Origin of the sequence: Streptomyces sp. NPDC058008 (assembly GCF_042886395.1) — a bacterium.
In the GTDB taxonomy this organism is placed as follows: Bacteria; Actinomycetota; Actinomycetes; order Streptomycetales; family Streptomycetaceae; genus Streptomyces.
In genome coordinates, this window is record NZ_JBHVQX010000013.1 from 78895 (window position 1) to 100700 (window position 21806).

11 protein-coding genes and 1 tRNA gene are annotated in these 21806 nt (G+C 71.5%); 11 read left to right on the forward strand and 1 reads right to left on the reverse strand.

Annotation, left to right across the window (positions count from 1 at the left end; genetic code table 11):
- Positions 1-53: 53 nt before the first annotated feature.
- The gene (locus ACFVS9_RS15365) at positions 54-2561 is read right to left on the reverse strand and encodes a DEAD/DEAH box helicase (RefSeq protein WP_389932477.1); all 2508 of its coding nucleotides are present in this window, start codon (positions 2559-2561) and stop codon (positions 54-56) included.
- Between the two features lie 79 nt (positions 2562-2640).
- On the opposite strand from ACFVS9_RS15365, the gene bldG reads away from it, so the two are divergent.
- The 11 genes from bldG to ACFVS9_RS15420 all read left to right on the forward strand — a co-directional run bounded on the left by bldG (position 2641) and on the right by ACFVS9_RS15420 (position 21735).
- Positions 2641-2994, forward strand: a complete 354-nt coding sequence (gene bldG, locus ACFVS9_RS15370) for an anti-sigma factor antagonist BldG (protein ID WP_078075833.1) — start codon at positions 2641-2643, stop codon at positions 2992-2994.
- Between the two features lie 206 nt (positions 2995-3200).
- Positions 3201-3650 carry an ATP-binding protein gene (locus ACFVS9_RS15375; protein WP_383114417.1) on the forward strand — a complete coding sequence of 150 codons (450 nt, stop codon included), beginning with the start codon at positions 3201-3203 and terminating at the stop codon, positions 3648-3650.
- A gap of 1385 nt (positions 3651-5035) precedes the next feature.
- Entirely contained in the window at positions 5036-7483 is a 2448-nt protein-coding gene (locus ACFVS9_RS15380) for a sodium-translocating pyrophosphatase (protein WP_389932481.1), read from the forward strand.
- Between the two features lie 313 nt (positions 7484-7796).
- Positions 7797-8423, forward strand: a complete 627-nt coding sequence (locus ACFVS9_RS15385) for a small secreted protein (protein WP_383114419.1) — start codon at positions 7797-7799, stop codon at positions 8421-8423.
- Positions 8424-9051: 628 nt separating this feature from the next.
- Positions 9052-10557, forward strand: coding sequence for a methyltransferase (locus tag ACFVS9_RS15390; RefSeq protein WP_383114420.1), 1506 nt, complete (start codon positions 9052-9054; stop codon positions 10555-10557).
- A gap of 782 nt (positions 10558-11339) precedes the next feature.
- Positions 11340-11537: a hypothetical protein gene (locus ACFVS9_RS15395; protein WP_383114421.1), complete on the forward strand. Its 198-nt coding sequence runs from the start codon at positions 11340-11342 to the stop codon at positions 11535-11537.
- Positions 11538-11817: 280 nt separating this feature from the next.
- Entirely contained in the window at positions 11818-14685 is a 2868-nt protein-coding gene (topA, locus tag ACFVS9_RS15400; protein ID WP_383114422.1) for a type I DNA topoisomerase, read from the forward strand.
- 705 nt (positions 14686-15390) lie between these two features.
- Complete coding sequence (gene tmk / locus ACFVS9_RS15405; RefSeq protein WP_383114423.1) at positions 15391-18513, forward strand: dTMP kinase; 3123 nt, start codon at positions 15391-15393, stop codon at positions 18511-18513.
- A gap of 118 nt (positions 18514-18631) precedes the next feature.
- On the forward strand, positions 18632-19837 hold the full coding sequence (locus ACFVS9_RS15410; protein ID WP_389932486.1) for a DNA polymerase III subunit delta': 1206 nt from the start codon (positions 18632-18634) through the stop codon (positions 19835-19837).
- Between the two features lie 196 nt (positions 19838-20033).
- Entirely contained in the window at positions 20034-21563 is a 1530-nt protein-coding gene (locus ACFVS9_RS15415; RefSeq protein ID WP_389932489.1) for an alpha/beta hydrolase, read from the forward strand.
- Between the two features lie 98 nt (positions 21564-21661).
- Positions 21662-21735, forward strand: a tRNA-Thr gene (locus tag ACFVS9_RS15420).
- The last annotated feature ends 71 nt before the right edge of the window (positions 21736-21806 follow it).

A 21806-nucleotide genomic window follows, 5' to 3' on the forward strand; every position in this document is an offset into this window, starting at 1 on the left:
GTGCGCTGCTCCCTCCCTCACCCGGCGCTATCAGGCCTCGGCTGTTCCGAGGCTTACTCCGACTGCTCCGAGGTTCTCTCGGTGGTTCGTCCCGGAAGCCCTTCTCCGGGATCCGGCGGAGCCGTTCTGAGCAGTTCGGTCAGGAGGCGTACGGCGCCTCGTTTGTGCAGCGGGTCGTTGCCGTTCCCGCACTTGGGGGACTGGATACAGGAAGGGCAGCCCGCCTCGCACTCGCAGGACGCGATGGCCTGACGCGTCGCCGTGAGCCAGGTGCGGGCGGTGTGAAAGGCCCGCTCGGCGAAGCCGGCACCACCCGGGTGACCGTCGTAGACGAACACCGTGGGAAGCAGCGTGTCGGGGTGCAGCGGAACGGAGACACCCCCGATGTCCCAGCGGTCGCAGGTGGCGAAGAGCGGGAGCATTCCGATGGAGGCGTGTTCTGCGGCGTGCAGGGCGCCACCGAGGATCTCCGGGCCGATCCGGGCGGCATCGAGCTGGTCCTCGGTGACCGTCCACCACACGGCGCGGGTACGCAGGGTCCGGGGCGGCAGGTCGAGTTTGGTCTCGCCCAGGACCTCTCCCGTGATCAGTCTGCGTCGCAGGAAGGAGACGACCTGGTTGGTGACCTCGACGGAGCCGAAGCAGAGCCGGCCGTCGCCCCACGGGATCTCGGTGTCGGTCTCCAGCACGGCGATCGCGGTCGTGTCGCGTGCGTTGGTGGAGTAGGGAGGTACGGCCTCCTCCACCAACGCAACGGAGTCCTTCAGATCCAGCGTCCGGACCAGGTATGTCCGGCCCTGGTGGAGGTGGACGGCCCCCTCGTGGACGGAGGTGTGCGCCGCCGCTTCGTCGACGGTTCCCAGCAGTCGGCCGGTGCCTTCCTCGACGATCTGTACCGGGCGGCCGCCCCCGCCGCGGATATCGGTGAGGTCGGCAGCACGTTCACGCCGGGTCCAGTGCCAGCCCGTCGTCCGTCTGCGTAGGAGTTTCGCGGCCTCCAACTGCGGCAGAAGCTCCGGCACAGCGGGGCCGAAGAGCGCGATGTCAGCCTCGGTGAGGGGGAGTTCCGACGCTGCGGCACACAGGTGGGGGGCGAGGACATAGGGGTTGTCCGGGTCCAGGACGGTCGACTCCACAGGCTGTTGGAACAGTGCCTCGGGGTGGTGGACCAGGAAGGTGTCCAGCGGGTCGTCCCGGGCCACGAGCACGGCGAGGGCCCCCTGCCCGGAGCGTCCGGCGCGGCCTGCCTGCTGCCAGAGGGAGGCGCGGGTGCCGGGGTAGCCGGCGATGACGACGGCGTCCAGACCGGAGACGTCGATGCCGAGCTCCAGGGCGGTCGTGGCGGCCAGTCCGAGCAGGTCCCCGGAGTGCAGGGCCCTCTCCAGGGCCCTGCGTTCCTCGGGCAGGTAACCGCCTCGGTAGGCGGCGACGCGCCCGGGCAGCGAGCGGTCCACCTCGGCGAGCCGTTCCTTGGCGATGACGGAGATGAGCTCGGCACCCCGCCGGGAGCGTACGAAGGCGACCGAGCGCACGCCCTGAACGGTCAGGTCGGTCAGGAGGTCGGCGGTCTCGGCAGTGGCGGTACGGCGCACCGGAGCCCCCCTCTCGCCGTGCAACTCGGTCAGCGGCGGCTCCCAGAGGGCGAAGACCATCTCGCCCCTGGGCGACGCGTCGTCGGCGACCTCCTTGACGGGAAGCCCCGTGAGACGGCCTGCGGCTACCGAGGGGTGCGCCGAGGTGGCGGAGGCGAGCAGGAAGACGGGATCGGATCCGTAGCGGGCGCAGAGGCGGCGAAGGCGGCGCAGCACCTGGGCGACATGGGATCCGAAGACACCCCGGTAGGTGTGGCACTCGTCGATGACGACGAAGCGGAGGGAGCGGAGGAAAGAGGCCCAGCGGGGGTGGGACGGGAGGATGCCCAGGTGGAGCATGTCGGGGTTCGTGAGGACGTAGTTGGCGTACTGACGCACCCATTCGCGTTCTTCGACCGGCGTGTCCCCGTCGTAGACCGCAGGGCGGATCGCGGAGCCCAGGGGCGCCGCGAGTGCCTTCACGGCGCGCCGCTGGTCGGCGGCCAGGGCCTTGGTGGGGGCGAGGTACAGGGCAGTGGTGCCGCGGCCGTTCGGGGCTTCGGAGCCGTCGAGGAGGGTACTCAGTACGGGAGCGAGGTAGGCGAGTGACTTGCCGGACGCCGTCCCGGTGGCGATCACGACGGATTCGCCGTCCAGGGCGTGCTCGGCCGCAGCGGCCTGGTGCGTCCACGGATGGTCGATTCCGGCCCGGCCGATTGCCGAGATCACTTCTGGCCGGATGCGATCAGGCCAGATGGCATGGGTTCCCTCACGCGGGGGCAAGTGCTCCGTATGAGTGATGCGCGCTGCCCGGCCCGCCGATGCGGCGAGCCGGTCGAGAACCACTGCCGGAGAAGGGCGCGAGCCCGCGTTCTCGGGTGGTCGACTGGGGCGGTGATTCTTGGCCATCGGCATCGAGTGTGTCACTGGCGTGACGGACAATGGTCCCAAGGCGTCGTGCATGGCTGCTGGTAAGTGATTGAATGCCATCGCGGCTGGCGATCCGTCCCCTGGCCTCCGTCGGGGAGACCGAGGGGCGACCGCTCGATAGCAAGGTGCTGGAGGATCCGTGGACCTGTCCCTGTCGACTCGCAATGTGTCCGGGCCTGGTGGCGACCGTACGGTCGTCGAGGTCGGTGGCGAGATTGATGTGTATACCGCGCCCAAGCTGCGCGAGCAGTTGGTCGAGTTGGTGAATGACGGCAGCTACCACTTGGTTGTCGACATGGAAGGCGTCGACTTCCTCGACTCCACCGGCCTCGGCGTGCTCGTGGGCGGCCTGAAGCGTGTCCGGGCCCATGAGGGCTCGCTGCGCCTGGTGTGCAACCAGGAGCGCATTCTCAAGATCTTCCGGATCACTGGTCTGACCAAGGTGTTTCCCATCCACACCACGGTCGAGGAGGCTGTCGCGGCCACCGACTGACCGTCGGTGCAGGCCGGTGTCTCGAACACCGGCAGGCATGGCAGCGACAGACCGGCAGGCGGCAGCAGACGGGCCGCCATGGGCAGGCGGTCGGCCAAGTGGCCGGCTGCCGGCTTCGTCGGTTTCCGGGGGAGAATGAGAGCAGGGGTACCGGGCGTCAAGCCCGGGCCCCTGAGATGCACACCCATACGTTCGAGGGGGATGGCATGCCAACCGTTGAACTCCGCTTCAGCGCTCAGCCCGAACACGTCAGGACGGCCCGCCTCGTGGCAGCCGCCGTGGCGCGCAGGGCAGGCGTGGACGAGGCGGTGCTCGACGAGGTCAGGCTCGCGGTCGGAGAGGCCTGTAGCCGCGCCGTGGGGCTGCACAGGAGCCATGACATCGCCTCCCCCGTCACGGTCGTTCTGATCGAGGAGGAGAAAGCGTTCTCCATCGAGGTCGGCGACGGGCACATCGCCCCGGGGGCCGATGCCTCCGTGGCGGGAGCGACCGGCGGAGGAGGTCCGGGCGCCCCGGAGACCGACGCCGACAGTGAGGATGAGATGGGCCTCGCTGTCATCAGCGGCCTGGTCGACGACGTGGAGGTCCGTACAGGTGTGGACGGCGGAGTCATCCGCATGACCTGGCCGACGACTCCCGCCGTGGTACTTCCCTGATCCACCGCTCACGGTTCGTCGGCTCGGCCCTGGCCCTCCTTCGCGTGGAGTCCCAGCGGCGGAGCCGGAGAGCTGGGCCGTTTCCCATGCCCCTTCGCTCGGGCGCGGCACACGGCGGTGTCGCTCCTCGCTTCCTCTGACGTCCTGGGATGCGCCCTCTTCGCTCCCTGGGGCGACTTCAAGGTTCTTGTGCGCGATGACCTGCCCCGTTTGGCCTATCCCGCTGGGGAGGCCGCTGGTCGTCCTGCATCGTGCTTCGTGACGGCCATCCCGCTGGGTGACCCGTCCCGCTCGGTGCGGCGGCTGACGTGGGCCGCCTTTCAGGGAGGTCTACCCCGTACGGCCCAGGCGGCCCGGTCCGTCCATGGCGCCCGGTCCGACGGCCAGCTCGGTCTGGCACGCCCTGCCCGGCCCACTTCTCCGGCCCGGTTCGCGAGCTCTGCTTCGTCCTCACGGTGCCCTGTGCGGCGTACTCCGCCGGCCCGGTTCGCGAGCTGAGCTTCGCCCTCACAGTGCCCTGCCCGGCCCGCTCCCCCCATTCGGCTTGATGAGTTCCGGCCCGCCCGGTCCGGCACGTGAGCTCCGCCCCGCCCCTCTCGCATCCGGCCTCCCGCACCCCGCCCCCACTCCGCCCCGCTCGCCCTCACCCGGCTTCCCCCCACTCCGCCCGTCCCTCCCCCGGCTCTCCCTGCCCTCCCGCACCCCAGCCCCCCCCACTCCGCCCCGCCTTCACCCGGCTCCCCCGCCCCACAACTCGCAACCCGCCCGCCCGGCCTATCCACCTCGCGTTAGCCTCAGCCGCTGAGCCGCTGAGCCGCTGAGCCGCTGAGCCGCTGAGCCGCTGAGCCGCTGAGCCGCTGAGCCGCTGAGCCGCTGAGCCGCTGAGCCGCTCAGCCCCGGCTGCGCCGTGCGTGCTCCTGCTGTGCCGTGCCCCACTGCGCCGTGCCCCTTCTGCGCTCGACCCGTACGACCCAGGCTCCGAGAGGGCGGCTTCGTCCAGGTGCGGCGTTCAGGTGTGGCTCGCCGACCGGTGGTCAGTCGGTGCCGGTCGACCTGGCGGCGCTCACTTCCCGCCCGGGCGGGTGCGCGAGCTCCTCGACCCGTACCGGCGGATCTCCAGGTCCTTCGGGAGCGGAGAGGGGAGCGACGTGATCGCATTTCCGGCACTGTTGAGCAGGGCTTTTCCTTTTCGCTCGACCAGTGATCTCCGGTAATTTCCTGTGCGCCATGTGCCAGCCCCATTACTGCATTCGGGTACAGATGCGAGCGAGATCATTTGCCATTGGGTGGACGAAAGTCGATTTCATTGACCACCCACTGTTTTGATCTGCTTCCGCTCCCTACAATCCGTCCACGACTTGAGCGCTCAGCGTCAAGGAGGACGTATGGCGGAGTTCTTCAACACCCCACTGGCAGAACTGACGCACGTTCCCGCACCTTCCGGCCGGTCCACCTCACTCGCAGCCGCGGTACTCACGGACAGCAACCGGCTGATCGTCGTCGTCATCGTGGTCGTCGCCGTTGCCGCGCTGGTCGTGGCCCAGCTGCTCGTACGGCAGGTGCTGGCGGCCGGTGAGGGCACCGAACGCATGAAAGAGATCGCGGCGGCCGTCCAGGAAGGCGCCAACGCCTATCTGGCGCGGCAGCTGCGCACCGTCGGCGTCTTCGCCGTCGTCGTGTTCTTCCTGCTCCTGCTGCTTCCGGCCGACAACGGGGCGCAGCGCATCGGGCGCTCACTGTTCTTCCTGGTGGGTGCGCTTTTCTCGGCGGCCACCGGATACATCGGTATGCGGCTCGCCGTACGCAGTAATGTGCGCGTGGCCGCGGCCGCGCGTGAAGCGACTCCCGGCGAGGGTGAACCGGAGAAAGATCTCACCACGGTCTCGCACAAAGCGATGAAGATCGCTTTTCGCACCGGTGGCGTGGTCGGAATGATCACGGTGGGCCTCGGACTGCTGGGGGCTTCGTGCGTGGTGCTCGTCTACGCCGCCGACGCGCCCAAGGTGCTGGAGGGGTTCGGCCTCGGCGCCGCGCTGATCGCGATGTTCATGAGGGTCGGGGGCGGCATCTTCACCAAGGCCGCCGATGTGGGTGCCGACCTCGTCGGCAAGGTGGAACAGGGCATCCCGGAGGACGATGCGCGTAACGCCGCGACCATCGCGGACAACGTGGGCGACAACGTCGGTGACTGCGCGGGCATGGCCGCCGACCTCTTCGAGTCGTACGCCGTGACGCTCGTGGCCGCGCTCATTCTCGGCAAGGCCGCCTTCGGCGACGCGGGGCTCGCCTTTCCGTTGCTGGTTCCGGCCATCGGTGTGGTCACCGCGATGGCCGGGATCTTCGCCGTCGCTCCCCGGCGCGCCGACCGCAGCGGGATGAGTGCCATCAACCGCGGATTCTTCGTCTCGGCCGTGATCTCGCTCGTCCTCGTGGCGGTGGCCGCCTTCGTCTATCTGCCGTCCTCGTACGCCGGGCTGGACGGGGTCACCGACGGTGCCATCACCGCCCACGGCGGGGACCCGCGCGTCTTCGCCCTGGTCGCCGTGGCCATCGGGATCGTGCTCGCCGCCCTGATCCAGCAGCTGACCGGCTATTTCACCGAGACCGGCCGGCGCCCTGTCCGGGACATCGGGAAGTCCTCGCTGACCGGTCCGGCGACCGTGGTGCTCGCGGGTATCTCCATCGGGCTGGAGTCGGCCGTCTACACCGCGCTGCTGATCGGTCTCGGCGTCTACGGGGCGTTCCTGCTCGGCGGGACGTCGATCATGCTGGCGCTCTTCGCGGTGGCCCTGGCGGGAACCGGCCTCCTCACCACCGTGGGCGTCATCGTCGCGATGGACACCTTCGGCCCGGTCTCCGACAACGCCCAGGGCATCGCCGAGATGTCCGGCGACGTCACGGGCGCGGGAGCCCAGGTACTCACCGACCTGGACGCCGTGGGCAACACCACCAAGGCCATCACCAAGGGCATCGCGATCGCCACGGCGGTACTGGCGGCTGCGGCGCTCTTCGGGTCGTACCGGGACGCCATCGCCACCGCGGTCGACGACGTGGGGGCCCGGGCGGGGGAGCTCGGGCTGAGTCTGGACATCTCGCAGCCGAACAACCTGGTGGGCCTGATCCTCGGTGCCGCGGTCGTCTTCCTCTTCTCCGGGCTGGCCATCAACGCGGTCGCCCGTTCGGCGGGTGCCGTGGTCCACGAGGTGCGGCGGCAGTTCCGGGAGCACCCAGGGATCATGGGGTACACGGAGAAACCGGAGTACGGCCGTGTCGTCGACATCTGCACCAAGGACGCACTGCGCGAGCTGGCCACCCCCGGGCTGCTCGCGGTCCTGGCGCCGATCGCGGTGGGATTCACGCTGGGCGTCGGGGCCCTCGGTTCGTACCTCGCGGGTGCCATCGCCACGGGCACCCTGATGGCAGTCTTCCTCGCCAACTCCGGTGGCGCGTGGGACAACGCCAAGAAGCTCGTCGAGGACGGCCACCACGGGGGCAAGGGCAGTGAGGCCCACGCCGCGACGATCATCGGCGACACGGTCGGCGACCCGTTCAAGGACACGGCGGGCCCGGCCATCAACCCGCTCCTCAAGGTGATGAATCTCGTGGCCCTGCTCATCGCTCCCGCGGTGGTGCAGTTCAGTTACGGCGCCGACGCGAGCCCGGGTGTGCGGGCGCTGGTGGCGGTCATCGCCGTCGCCGTCATCATCGGCGCGGTCTACGCGTCCAAGCGACGGGGGATCGCCGTGGGTGACCGAGGCGGCCCGGAGGGTGGTGACGGGGGCGACAGCGGTGGTGGCCCGGCCAGGTCCAGCGGTCCTGCGGCTGTGTCGTGAGGCTCGCGCCGGGGAAGTGGCCGGACGCGTACATGACGTGAGGTCAGCAGAAGGGCGGACGGCGCGTTCTGATGTGCCGTCCGCTGTTCCTCCGTCCGGGAGGGGTTCCGGTGAAGTCGCCGTGAGAACCGGCCGTTCCCCGGTCGGCCGGGCGTTCCGCGCATGCGTCGCGGCGGGCAGGTGAGTTGTATCTCCCTCGGCCCTCTTGGTGCAAATGGCTGCAAAAGAATATATATCGGATGCCGGGCGCCTGATTGTCGTCCGCTCGGCGTGTAAGTTCCGGGGCCGAGAGCCTTGGAAGGGACCCAATCCGGTGAACAAGAAGCTTGCAGCCGCACTGTCCGGCGGTGCGGTACTCGTACTGACGCTGTCGGGCTGCAGCGACGACAGCGACAACAAGGTGAACGACTGGGCGAAGAAGGTCTGCGACCAGGTTCAGCCGCAGCTGCAGAAGATCGCGAACGCCAATGCCGCGATCCAGCAGCAGACGGCCGACAACAGCAAGCCCGTCGACGTCCAGAAGACCGACTCGGCGGCCTTCCAGCAGATCTCGCAGGCGTACAAGTCGCTCGGTTCAGCAGTGGAGTCGGCGGGTCCGCCGCCCGTGGACGACGGGGAGACCACGCAGAAGGAGGCCGTGAAGGAGCTCAACGCCTCCTCGGTCGCCTACGCGAACCTGAAGACGAAGGTCGACGCGCTCGACACGAAGGACCAGGCGAAGTTCGCGGACGGCCTCAAGGGCATCGCCGACGAGCTGAACAAGATCAGCACCAACGGTGACCAGGCGTTGAAGAAGCTCCAGTCCGGCGACGTCGGCTCCGCGATGGCGAAGCAGAAGGGCTGCCAGAAGCCGACGGCCTCGGCGCCGCCCGCCTCCGCGCCGTCCGCCCCGGAGTCGACGCCCGCGTCTCCTTCTGCCTCGGCGAGCGAGAAGTCGTAGACACCGGAGGGCGGGCAACGGCGAGCGGCTGACGGGGAGACGCAGGCGGCCACGTGCGGCACTCCCCGGAATCCGTTGCCGGCACGGGAGCGCACGCGAAGGCGGCCGCGCCGGCGATCACGTGAAACCATGCGGGCCGGGTGGGCTTCCAGGCGCGCCGCACGGCCGACGACCTGTGGACCTGCGGGTGGGCCGGAGTGCCTGGTCGAGCACCCGGCGGTGTGCGTGTGGGCCGGGAGTGCCTGGTCGAGCACCCGGCGGTGTGCGTGTGGGCCGGGAGTGCCTGGTCGAGCACCCGGCGGTGTGCGTGTGGGTCTGTTACGCGTGGCCGAGCATCTGTGGGCCATGAACGGGTCCCAGGGCGGCCGCACGAGGGCCCGTTCGCGGAGACCTCAGCGGTCGTGTCAGTGCTGTGGGGGCTCCCTCGGCCGGTTGGCGCGCGGGTTCTGCCCCGGTGGACCATCCCTGCGTCCGTGACGAGGGAGCCGCTCTGCCGGTGGGTGTCCGGCGCCGGAAGGGTGTGACCGGCGCTCAGCCGCAGCGGCGGTCATCCGCCCGCAGAGGCCCGGCCGTCCCCCGTGGACGCCGGGCCGCTGCCGTTGTCGGCGGGAGCGGCCACAATGGTCGGGTGAGTACGACCAGCCTCCCCGCATCCGACCGCGCCCCCCGGCTCCGCGAAGCCCTGATCGCCGCCGCCTTCACCGCCGATGGCCTCCTCGAAAGGCTCGGCGCACCCGCGTACGCCGCGCTCGCCCGCAGCGAGACCGTCCCGGCGCTCCGGGCCACCCGCGGGCATTCGCCGCTCGACACGCTGGTGCGGCTTTTCCTTCTGCAGCACCCCGTTCCGGCCCGTGAGGCCGCCGCGGCCCTCCCGCTGGAGGAGTGCGTGGAGGACGGCTGGACGGTCCGCGAGGGTGACCAGGTCAGAGCGACCGTGGACGTGCGGCCCTACGGCGGTCCCGAAGGCGAGGACTGGTTCATCGTCTCGGACCTGGGATGCGCGGTCGGCGGTGCCGGGGGCATCGGCTCGCACGAGGAAGGCGTGGTCCTGGGCGTGGGCGGGGCCTCCACCACGCTCGCCGGAATCACCGTACGACGGCCCGTGACCTCCGCCCTCGATCTCGGTACGGGCTCGGGGATCCAAGCTCTGCACGCCACTCGGCACGCCACCCGGGTCACGGCCACGGACGTCAATCCGCGTGCCCTGGAATTCACCCGTCTGACACTCGCGCTGTCCGGAGCGGCCCCCGCGGACCTGCGGGAGGGTTCCCTCTTCGAGCCCGTCGGCACGGAGACGTACGACCTGATCGTGTCCAACCCGCCCTTCGTCATCTCGCCCGGCGCCCGGCTGACCTACCGCGACGGGGGCATGGGCGGGGACGACCTCTGCCGGACGCTCGTGCGGCAGGCCGGTGCCCGGCTCGACGAGGGCGGGTACGCCCAGTTCCTCGCCAACTGGCAGCACGTGGAGGGGGAGGAGTGGCAGGACCGGGTGCGTTCCTGGGTGCCCGCGGGCTGTGACGCCTGGATCGTGCAGCGCGAGGTGCAGGACGTCACGCAGTACGCCGAGCTGTGGCTGCGCGACAGCGGTGACCACCGCACGGACCCCGCCCTGTACGCCGAGCGGTACGAGGCCTGGCTGGACGAGTTCGAGGCCCGCAGCACCAAGGCCGTCGGCTTCGGGTGGATCACGCTCCGGAAGTCCGCGGCGGCGGCCGCCGGGAATCCCTCGGTCGTGGCCGAGGAGTGGCCGCACGCGGTGGAGCAGCCACTCGGCCTCGCCGTCGAGGCCCATTTCGCCCGGCAGGACTATCTGCGGGAGCACGACGACGCGGCTCTGCTGGCCGCGCACTTCACCCTCGCCGAGGAGGTCGTGCAGGAGCAGGTCGGGCTGCCGGGTGCGGAGGACCCCGAGCACGTGGTGCTGCGTCAGAACCGTGGCATGCGCCGGGCGACGAAGGTGGACGCCGTCGGGGCGGGGTTCGCGGGTGTGTGTGACGGTTCGCTGCCGGCAGGCCGGATTCTGGACGCCATCGCGCAGCTGATGGCCGAGGACCCGGTGTTGCTGCGCGACCGCACCCCGCAGGCGATCCGGCTGCTGGTGGAGGAAGGCTTCCTGGAGCCCGTGCGCTGACGCGGACCTGGTGGGGCCGGAGGCACCGGCGGCCTTGGCGGCGTCGATGGCCCGCGGAGCCGACGGCCCCGGTGCCGGTGGCCTGGTGCGACCATCGATTCAACAGCTCCTGGTGGCGGAGCGGAACCGACGGCCCCAGCCCTCGTGGCTCCGATGCCGGCGGCCCGGCACGACCAGGGCGTCAACGGCTCCGGTGCCCTCGGGAGCCGACGGCAGAACCAGCAGCCCCAGCAGCCCCAGTGCTCCCGGTCCTGCCGACAGCCCTCGGTGGTGCCCGCAGCCGCAGGCACCCGCGTGCGGTCCGTTGCTCCGAGCCCCGGTCGCCGCCGCCCCTGTGCGCCGCCGCCCCCGTGCGTCACAGGGGCCGGTTCCCTCCGTTCCGGCCCTTCGGAGCTGCTCTCCACCACGCTCAACACCCGTCCGGCCAGGGCTTTCCCCGCCTGCTCGCCCTCCGTCCCCGCGTCGCACGGGGATTCCGCTCACGCCGCCTCGACGTGGCCCAGGACGTGCCCCGGGACGGCACTCAGGGGGTGGCTCACGACGTGACCCCGCACGCGACTCGACACCGGGCGTGCGACCCGGTCGGGACCTCACCCGAAGAGGTCCGCTCACGGCCGTTCCGAGAGGGGCCGCAGGGCGTTCATCCGGGGTTCGTGCCCACGACGCCCCGCGCTGGCAGCCTCCCCACTGCCGAGGCCGCGCACCGCGCGACGGCACGGGAGGCGCGAAGGCGTGCGAACGCCACGGCGGCACCCGAGGGGACGAGCGTGAGGAGTACGCACATGGAGAGTGCCACCGCGGTCTTCGCCGGTGCGACCTTCGCCCTGTTCGGCACCGCCCTCCTCGTCTGGACGGGGGCGCGCACCATCCAGCGCGCGCCGGTGGCGCTCGGCGTGAGCCCCGCCGCCTCCACCGCTCTGGCCACGCTCTTCGGCGTACTCTTCCTCGCCCTCGGCGTGTGGTGCCTCACCCGCGTCTGATCCACTTCTCCGGCAGGGGCGCCGGCCGCCGGGCGGGCGGCGCGGAGGTTCCCCCGACCGGGCCGGGAAACCCGCAGGCGACAGGCCCGTCAGGTGCGGACCCGGCAGTCCGGGCGGCAGGAATGGCGGAAGTCGGGTTACCGTTCGAGTGGCCGTTGCGGGCTTTTGCCGTTTGACACGGGGGCGGGTTGTACCGTCACACTCCGCAGCGACAGCACCGCAGGCAGCGCCAGACCGCTGCCCGGATGCCCACGAGTGCCGACCGGAGAGAAGAGCGAAGTTGTCCCCGACCAGCGAAACCGCAGGCCGCCGACTCGTCATCGTCGAGTCGCCTGCCAAGGCGAAGACGATCAAGGGCTACCTCGGCCCCGGATACGTCGTCGAGGCGAGCGTCGGGCACATCCGCGACCTGCCGAACGGCGCCGCCGAGGTGCCAGACGAGTACACCGGCGAGGTGCGCCGCCTCGGTGTGGACGTCGAAAACGACTTCCAGCCGATCTACGTCGTCAACGCTGACAAGAAATCCCAGGTCAGGAAGCTCAAGCAGCTCCTCGCCGAGTCCGACGAACTCTTCCTCGCCACCGATGAGGACCGCGAGGGCGAAGCCATCGCGTGGCACCTTCAGGAAGTCCTCAGGCCCAAGGTCCCCGTCCACCGGATGGTCTTCCACGAGATCACCAAGGACGCGATCCGGTCCGCGGTCGCCAATCCGCGCGAGCTCAACCAGCGCATGGTCGACGCCCAGGAGACCCGCCGCATCCTCGACCGCCTCTATGGCTACGAGGTCTCGCCGGTCCTGTGGAAGAAGGTCATGCCGCGGCTCTCCGCGGGCCGTGTCCAGTCCGTCGCCACCCGGCTCGTCGTCGAGCGGGAGCGCGAGCGCATCGCCTTCCGCTCCGCCGAGTACTGGGACCTGACCGGCACCTTCGCCACCGGGCGCACCGGTGACGCCTCCGACCCGTCGACGCTCACCGCGCGCCTCAGCGCGGTCGACGGGCGCCGCATCGCCCAGGGCCGTGACTTCGGCCCGGACGGCCGGCTCAAGCAGGGCTCCGCCCAGACGCTGCACCTGGACGAGGAGAACGCGCGCGCCCTGGCCGCGGCGCTCGCCGACTCCGCGTTCGCGGTCCGCTCGGTCGAGTCGAAGCCGTACCGCCGCTCGCCGTACGCCCCCTTCCGCACCACCACCCTCCAGCAGGAGGCGAGCCGGAAGCTGGGCTTCGGGGCCAAGGCGACCATGCAGGTGGCGCAGAAGCTGTACGAGAACGGCTTCATCACCTATATGCGTACGGACTCCACGACGCTCTCGGACACCGCGGTCTCCGCGGCCCGTGCGCAGGTCACACAGCTGTACGGGTCGAACTACCTGCCCGAGAAGCCCCGCACGTACGCCGCGAAGGTGAAGAACGCGCAGGAGGCGCACGAGGCGATCCGCCCCTCCGGCGACCGCTTCCGCACGCCCGCCGAGACGGGGCTCACCGGAGACCAGTTCCGGCTCTACGAGCTGATCTGGAAGCGGACCGTCGCCTCCCAGATGAAGGACGCCACGGGCAACTCCGTCACGGTGAAGATCGGCGGCCGGGCGAGCGACGGCCGCGACGCCGAGTTCTCCGCCTCCGGCAAGACGATCACCTTCCACGGCTTCATGAAGGCGTACGTCGAGGGCGCGGACGACCCCAACGCCGAGCTCGACGACCGTGAGCGCCGGCTGCCGCAGGTCGCCGAGGGCGACGCGCTGACCGCCGACGAGGTCACCGTCGACGGCCACGCCACGAAGCCCCCGGCCCGCTACACCGAGGCCTCGCTGGTCAAGGAGCTCGAAGAGCGCGAGATCGGCCGTCCGTCGACGTACGCCTCGATCATCGGGACGATCCTCGACCGCGGCTACGTGTTCAAGAAGGGCACGGCCCTGGTGCCGTCGTTCCTCTCGTTCGCCGTGGTGAACCTGCTGGAGAAGCACTTCGGCCGGCTCGTCGACTACGACTTCACCGCCCGCATGGAGGACGACCTCGACCGCATCGCGCGGGGCGAGGCCCAGTCCGTTCCGTGGCTGCGGCGCTTCTACTTCGGTGCGGGCGACGACACGACCGGTGCCGGAGCGGCCTCCGACGCGGGCAACGGCGACGGGGACCACCTCGGCGGTCTCAAGGAGCTCGTGACCGACCTGGGCGCGATCGACGCCCGCGAGATCTCCTCGTTCCCCGTGGGCAACGACATCAAGCTCCGCGTCGGCCGCTACGGCCCGTACATCGAGCGCGGCGAGAAGGACTCCGAGGGCCACCAGCGCGCGGACGTGCCGGAGGACCTGGCGCCCGACGAGCTGACCGTGGAGCTGGCGGAGGAACTCCTGGCCAAGCCGAGCGGCGATTTCGAGCTCGGCACCGACCCGGTCAGCGGTCACCAGATCATCGCGAAGGACGGGCGCTACGGCCCGTACGTCACCGAGGTGCTGCCGGAAGGCACTCCGAAGACGGGCAAGAACGCGGTGAAGCCCCGGACCGCGTCCCTCTTCAAGTCGATGTCGCTCGACACGGTGACGCTGGCCGACGCGCTGAAGCTGATGTCGCTGCCGCGCGTCGTCGGTGAGGACGCCGAGGGCGTCGAGATCACCGCACAGAACGGCCGCTACGGTCCCTACCTCAAGAAGGGCACGGACTCGCGTTCGCTGACGTCCGAGGACCAGCTCTTCGACATCACGCTCGACGAGGCCCTCGCGATCTACGCCCAGCCGAAGCAGCGCGGTCGGGCCGCCGCCAAGCCGCCGCTGAAGGAACTGGGCACGGACCCCGTGAGCGGGGCCCCGGTGGTCGTGAAGGACGGCCGCTTCGGCGCGTACGTCACCGACGGCGAGACGAACGCGACGCTGCGCACCGACGACAGCGTCGAGGAGATCACGCCGGAGCGCGGCTACGAGCTGCTCGCCGAGAAGCGGGCCAAGGGTCCCGCGAAGAAGAAGACGGCGAAGAAGGCCCCGGCCAAGAAGGCGCCTGCGAAGAAGGCCACGACGGCCAAGAAGACGGCGGCCAAGAAGACGACCGCCACCAAGACGACGGCCGCGAAGAAGACGACCGCCGCCAAGAAGGCGCCTGCGAAGAAGGCCACCGCCACGGCGAGGAAGACGGCCTCGGCCTCGTCCGAGGAGAGCTGACCTCCAGGGAGTCAAGGGCACGGGCGGCCGGTGGTCGGCCGTTCGCGTCGGGGGAGTGTCGGCCGGTCGCGTCGACCGGGGACGGATGGCCGGCCGACGAGGGAACCGGCGGCGGTGCGGGTGGCAGTGGTCCGCTCGGCCGCGCAGCTCCGTCGGTGTGAACCGGCCGTGCGGATCTGACCGCCGGATGCCGGTTGCCGGCCTGGTAGCCGGTTGCCGGCTCCGGCCGCCGGATGCATGCCGTGCGGCCCGCCCCGGTCCGCCATGGCACGGCCCGTAGTGGGCTGTCGGCCCTTTGCCTGCCGGGTGCCGGCCTGGTAGCCGGTTGCTGGCTCCGGCCGCCGGGGTGCCCGCCGTGCGGCCCGCCCCGGTCCGCCATGGCACGGCCCGTAGTGGGCTGTCGGCCCTTTGCCTGCCGGGTGTCGGCCTGGTAGCCGGTTGCTGGCTCCGGCCGCCGGGGTGCCCGCCGTGCGGCCCGCCCCGGTCCGCCATGGCAGGGCCCGCAGTGGGCTGTCGGCCCTCTGCCCTCGGGGCCGGGCGGACACCGGACGGTGGGAAACGCGGCCGTCGGACGTGCTCGGACGCCGGGAGGTACGGGGAGACCCGGGCCTTCCGGCATCGCTGGGAGGGGCGCTCCGCGCTTCCCGTGGTCATATGTTCGGACGCGGCCCCCGGGTAGCGCACCGGTCCCGATAGGCTGGGCGGATGACGCGAGCCGAGCAGCCACCGGTCGTGAGCCCCACCTCCGACACACTTGCCGCAGACTCACGCGAGCGCGCCGTACGAGCACTGTTGCGCGTTCCCCCGCTCAGGCGGTTGTGGAGCGCCCAGCTCGTCGGAAGTATCGGCGATTCACTCGCCCTTCTCGTGCTGGTGCTGTTGTCGCTGCAGGCGGCGGTCCTGGAGGGCTCCTTCGGGGCCGGATACCGCGGGGCGGCCTTTGCCGTGGCCGCCGTTTTCGGTGCCCGGATTCTTTCCACCGTGCTCTTCGGAGCCGTACTACTGGGTCCCCTGACGGCGCTCACCGCGCCGGGCGGTCCGGTCGACCGGCGGTGGCTGATGATCGGGGTGGACGGGCTGCGGCTCGCGCTGCTGGTCGTCGCGCCCCTGTGGATCGACTGGATGCCCGACAAGGCACTCATGATGATCCTCATCACCGTCTTCGTGGCCGGTGTCGGCGAGCGCCTGTGGGCCGTGGCCAAGGAGAGCGCGGCTCCCGCGCTGCTCCCGGCACCGCCCCCGGAGGGCGCTGCCGTGCGTCCGCTGCCGGACCACCTAGACGCCCTGCGCAGGCTCTCCCTGCGGACGAACTTCCTGTCGGTCCCCGCGGCCGCGGCCGTACTCGTGGTCGCCGCACTGATCGGTGAACTGCTGGGCACCGGCTTCGACTGGTTCTCCTTCCACCAGGCAGCCCTGGGCTCCTACATCGCGGCGGGGCTCTTCTCCGCCTCCGTCTCGACCCTGTACTTCCTCGAACTCCCCGCCACCCGGACGCCCCGTCCCCGCTCGCCCCTGGAGGGCCTGCGCCGTCCCACCACCGGAACGGGCACCGACAAGGGCCGCACCGGCAGCATCCCGCTGGTCGTCGCGGCGTGCTCCGCGGTCGCCGGGGCCATCGCCGCCGCCGCGGCCGTCTCCGTGCTCCACGCCGCCGACCTCGGCGGCGGACCCGCCACCTTCGCCCTGCTGATCCTGGCCCTGAGCGGTGGCACCGCGCTCGGTATCCGTACCGCGCGGAAGGTGCTGCCCGCCCTGTCGCGGCGCCGTCTGCTCGCCCTGGCGGTCGCCGTCACGGGCGTGGCGCTCCTCGCGCTCGGCCTGGTGCCGGACACCGCCACCGGGCTGCTGATCGCGCTGCTCGCCGGTTACGCGGCCGGGGTCGCCGCCCACACCGGCCACGCGGTCATCGACCAGGAGACGGAGGCCTTCCGCCAGGCCAGGACCACGGAGCACCTCCAGGCCGTCGTCCGGGTGCTCGTCGCGCTCGGCGCGGTGGGCGGTCCGCTGCTCGCCGCCGCCATCGGACGGCACCGTCTGGGCTCCGGCGACTTCGTCTTCGCGCACGGCGGCGCGGCCTTCGCGCTGATGCTCATCGGCGCCCTGCTGCTGCCCGTCGCGGTCGTCGTCCTCGCGAAGACCGACGACCGTGCCGGTGTCCCGCTGCGCCGCGACCTGCGCGAGGCGATGCGGGGCGGAGACCCCGCGGTCGCTCCGGCGACGAACGGTTTCTTCCTCGTCCTGGAGGGCGGCGACGGAGCCGGCAAGTCCACCCAGGTCGAAGCGCTCGCCGAATGGATCCGCGCCAAGGGCCACGAGGTCGTCGTCACCCGGGAGCCGGGGGCCACCCCGGTCGGCAAGCGACTGCGCTCGATCCTGCTCGACGTCTCGTCGGCCGGTCTGTCCAACCGGGCCGAGGCCCTGCTGTACGCCGCCGACCGGGCGGAGCACGTGGACACGGTCGTCCGTCCGGCGCTGGAGCGCGGCGCGATCGTCATCTCGGACCGCTACATCGACTCGTCCGTCGCCTACCAGGGCGCGGGCCGCGACCTCGCCCCGACCGAGATCGCCCGGATCTCACGCTGGGCGACGGGTGGGCTCGTACCGCATCTGACGGTGCTCCTGGACGTCGACCCGCAGACGGCTCGGGAACGCTTCACCGAGGCGCCCGACCGGCTGGAGTCCGAGCCTGCCGAGTTCCACACCCGGGTGCGCGCGGGCTTCCTCACCCTCGCGGCGGCCGACCCGGCCCGCTACCTCGTGGTGGACGCCGGTCAGGAACCGGAAGCGGTCACCACGGTCGTACGCCACCGGCTCGACCGGCTCCTGCCCCTCTCCGAGGCCGAGATCAAGGCCCAGGAAGAGGCCCGCAAGGCCGCCGAGGAGGAAGCCCGGCGCAAGGCCGAGGAGGAGGCCGCCCGCAAGGCCGAGGAGGAGCGGCTGGAGCGTGAGCGGCAGGCCCAGCTCGCCAAGCTCCGTGCCGAGGAGGAGGAGCGCAAGCGCCGCGAGGAGGAAGAGGCGCGGCAGCGCGAGGCCGAACGGCAGGCGGAGGAGGCCAGGCAGCGCGCCGAGGAGGCCCGCCGCCGGGCGGAGGAGGAGCGGGCCCGGCTGGAGGCCGAGGAGCGGGTACGCGAGGCCGAACAGGAAAGGCTGCGCCGGCAGGCCCAGGAGGAGGCGCGCCTGCGCAAGGAGGCCGAGGAACTCCGCCTGGAGAAGCAGCGCAGGGCTGAAGAGGCGCTGGTGAGGTCCGAGGAGGCCCGCCGCCGCGCCGAGGCCGAGGCGGCCGCCCGTGCCGAGGCGGCCGCGGCCGCCTCGGCGGAGCAGCGCTCCCAGGAACCGGGCCGGTCCGGCGGGTCCACACGGTCGTCGGGGCCGTCCGTGCCCGACAACGAGCTCACCGTCCCCACGCCGGTCGTGAATCCGAACGAGATCACGCAGCCCGTGCCGGTCGCCCGTCCGGACCGTCCCGCGCGGGACGACGACGAGACGACGGTCCTGCCGGCCGTGCGGGACGCCGAGGAGACCACCGTGCTGCCGGCCGTGCGGGACGAGGACCCGTCCGACCGGGTGCCGCCGGGCGTCTTCCGCGACGAGCGCCGGCCGTCCCCCGCCGAGAGCGAGAACGAGCGCACGCGTGAACTGCCGCAGGTCAGCGACGACCCGCAGGCCGGACGCGCGGCTCAGGACGCTCCGCGCCCGAAGCGGCCCCGTTCCGACTGGGCCGAGGAGACGCCGCTGGACGACCTGCCGTCCCTGGCCGACGAACTCCTCGGTGGCCAGGACGACGACGAGGGCGGTTCCGGACGGGGCGGGCGCAAGCCGCGCCGCTGAACGGCGGATGGGCGGTGGGTCCGGGGAGGAACGCCGGGATTGTCGGACCCACCCCGCACAATAGGGGGGCGCCGGGACACCGGCGTTCCCGCACCACACCACCGGAAGGGCGGTGACCATGAGCGTTTGGGACGACCTGGTCGGACAGGACCGGGTGCAGGAGCAGCTCGGTGCCGCCGCCCGGGACGCCGACGCGCTGGTCACCGCCCAGTCCGCGGGCCAGCCGGTGCCCCCCGGCTCGAAGATGACCCACGCCTGGCTGTTCACGGGCCCGCCCGGCTCCGGCCGGGCCACGGCCGCCCGCGCCTTCGCCGCGGCGCTCCAGTGCACCAGCCCCGACCGGGCGCTGGGCGGAGCGCCCGGCTGCGGTTTCTGCGACGGCTGCCACACGGCGCTGATCGGAACCCACGCCGATGTCGAGGTGATCCGCACGGACCTCCTCTCCATCGGCGTGAAGGAGACCCGTGAGCTCGTCCGCCGCGCGCAGCTGTCCCCCGCCGTGGGCCGCTGGCAGGTCATCGTCATGGAGGACGCCTACCGCCTCACCGAGGGCGCGGGAAACGTCCTGCTGAAGGCGGTGGAAGAGCCCGCGCCGCGCACGGTGTGGCTGCTCTGCGCCCCGTCCCTGGAGGACGTGCTGCCGACGATCCGCTCCCGCTGTCGTCACCTGACCCTGCGTACGCCTCCCGTGGACGCCGTGGCGGATGTGCTGGTCAGACGCGACGGCATCGACCCCGAGCGTGCCGCGTCCGCCGCCCGCGCCACCCAGGGACACATCGGCCGGGCGCGCCGCCTCGCCACGGACGAGCGGGCGCGCGCCCGCCGTGCCGCCGTGCTGAAGCTCCCGCTGCGCGTCCACGACGTCGGAGGCTGCCTCAAGGCGGCCCAGGAGCTGATCGACACGGCGACGGACGACGCCAAGCAGGTCGCCGAGGACATCGACGTCAAGGAGACGGAGGACCTGAAGGCGGCGCTCGGCGGTGTGGCGGGGGGCCGCATGCCGCGCGGGACGGCGGGAGCGATGAAGGAGCTGGAGGACAGGCAGAAGCGCCGCAGGACGCGTACGCAGCGCGACAGCCTGGATCTCGCACTGAGCGAACTCACCGGCTTCTACCGCGATGTGCTGGCGCTCCAGCTCGGCTCCCGGATCGCCCTCGCCAACACCGACGTACGGGACGCCCTCGACCGGATCGCCGAGTCGTCCACCCCCGAGCGCACCCTGCGCCGGATAGAGGCCGTGTTCGCCTGCCGCCGCGCCCTCGACCGCAACGTCGCGCCGCTGCTCGCCGTCGAGTCGATGACGATGGCGCTGCGGGCGGGCTGACGACCGGAGTCCCCGGCGGCGTACCGCGATCGTGCGGGGTGCGGGGTGCGGGGGTGCCAGGATGCAGGGTGCCGGGGTGCCCTGGTGTCCGGCCCGCAGCTGGCCCGCCTGGCCCGTGTGTGCCGTGGGGCTGAGTGAATTCACCCGTATGAGCAGGGAATCGGTCGAGTCGTCACTCGGCGGCTACGCTCCGGGGATGGAAACCAGGCGCCTGCTCCGTACGTTCGCCACCGCGCTCGGCACTGCCGGCCTTCTCGTCTCCGGTTGCAGCAGCGGAGGCTCGGCGCCGAGCGCGTCGGCGCAGGGATCGGTCGCCGCCGAGGAGCTCGAGCCGTACTACGGGCAGAAGCTCAGCTGGCGGGACTGCGGCGTCGAGGGCTTCCAGTGCGCCACGATGAAGGCCCCGCTGGACTACGCGCAGCCCGAGCGCGGGGACGCAGAGCTGGCCGTCTCCCGCAAGAAGGCCACCGGACCGGGCAAGCGGATCGGTTCGCTCCTGGTCAATCCCGGCGGCCCCGGAGGGTCGGCCGTCGACTACCTCCAGGGTTACGCGGCGATCGGCTACCCCGCACCGGTCCGGGCCCGGTACGACATGGTGGCCATCGACCCGCGCGGGGTGGCCCGCAGCGAGCCGGTCCAGTGCCTCACCGGCAAGGAGATGGACGCCTACACGCAGGTGGACCAGACCCCGGACGACCAGGGTGAGGTCGCCGAGCTGAACGCGTCCTTCGAGAAGTTCGCCAAGGGCTGCGAGAAGCGCTCCGGCAAGATCCTCCCGCACGTCTCCACCGTGGAGACGGCGCGTGACATGGACATCCTGCGCTCCCTGCTGGGGGACGAGAAGCTGCACTACGTCGGCGCCTCGTACGGCACCTTCCTCGGCGCGACCTACGCGGACCTGTTCCCCTCCCGGGTGGGGCGGCTCGTCCTCGACGGGGCGATGGACCCGTCGATCCCCGCGGTCGACATCAACCGCGATCAGACCGCCGGCTTCGAGACGGCGTTCCAGTCCTTCGCCGCGGACTGCGTCAAGCAGAGCGACTGCCCGCTCGGCACCACGACCACGGCCGCTGCGGCGACCGCGCTGAAGAAGCTCTTCACCGACCTGGACGCCACGCCGGTGCCGACCGGCGAGACCCGGGAGCTCACCGAGTCCCTGGCGACCACGGGCGTGATCGCCGCGATGTACGACGAGGGCGCCTGGCCCCAGCTCCGCGAAGCCGTGGCCGGGGCGCAGCGCGGTGAGGGCTCCGGCCTCCTGGCCCTGGCCGACGGCTACTACGAGCGCGGGCCGAACGGGACGTACGCCAACCTGATGTTCGCCAACGCCGCCGTGAACTGCCTCGACCTCGCTCCCGCCTTCACCAGCTCCGCAGAGGTGGAGAAGGCGCTCCCGGAGTTCGAGAAGGCGTCCCCGGTCTTCGGCCGTGGCTTCGCCTGGGCCGCCCTGAACTGCGGCTCCTGGCCCGTGGACCCCACCGGCACCCCGCACCGCACCGAGGCGAAGGGCGCCGCCCCGATCGTCGTGGTCGGCACCACCCGCGACCCGGCCACCCCCTACAAGTGGGCCGAGTCCCTCGCCGACCAGCTCTCCTCCGGCACCCTGCTCACCTACCAGGGCGACGGGCACACGGCGTACGGCCGGGGCAGCGACTGCATCGACACGGCGATCAACACCTACCTCCTGGACGGCACGCCGCCCAGGGACGGCAAGAAGTGCACCTGACCTGCGGATACGGCCACGAGGGCGGGCGGTGCGGAGCACCCCTGGAAACTGTGTAGACTTGGCGTCGCTGCTGACCGCACCATGGTGCGACAGAGCGTGCCGCCTTAGCTCAGTTGGCCAGAGCAACGCACTCGTAATGCGTAGGTCTCGGGTTCGAATCCCGAAGGCGGCTCGGAATTACCCCAGGACTCACTCGCCGTGACCTGGGGTTTTTTCATGCCCGGAGCGGCGCGGGTGAGGTCT

Coding starts and splice junctions, on each gene's coding strand:
- ACFVS9_RS15365 (WP_389932477.1), bottom strand. CDS start 2,561: ATGGCATTCAATCACTTACCAGCAGCCATGCACGACGCCTTGGGACCA.
- ACFVS9_RS15375 (WP_383114417.1), top strand. CDS start 3,201: ATGCCAACCGTTGAACTCCGCTTCAGCGCTCAGCCCGAACACGTCAGG.
- ACFVS9_RS15380 (WP_389932481.1), top strand. CDS start 5,036: ATGGCGGAGTTCTTCAACACCCCACTGGCAGAACTGACGCACGTTCCC.
- ACFVS9_RS15395 (WP_383114421.1), top strand. CDS start 11,340: ATGGAGAGTGCCACCGCGGTCTTCGCCGGTGCGACCTTCGCCCTGTTC.
- tmk (WP_383114423.1), top strand. CDS start 15,391: ATGACGCGAGCCGAGCAGCCACCGGTCGTGAGCCCCACCTCCGACACA.
- ACFVS9_RS15410 (WP_389932486.1), top strand. CDS start 18,632: ATGAGCGTTTGGGACGACCTGGTCGGACAGGACCGGGTGCAGGAGCAG.
- ACFVS9_RS15415 (WP_389932489.1), top strand. CDS start 20,034: ATGGAAACCAGGCGCCTGCTCCGTACGTTCGCCACCGCGCTCGGCACT.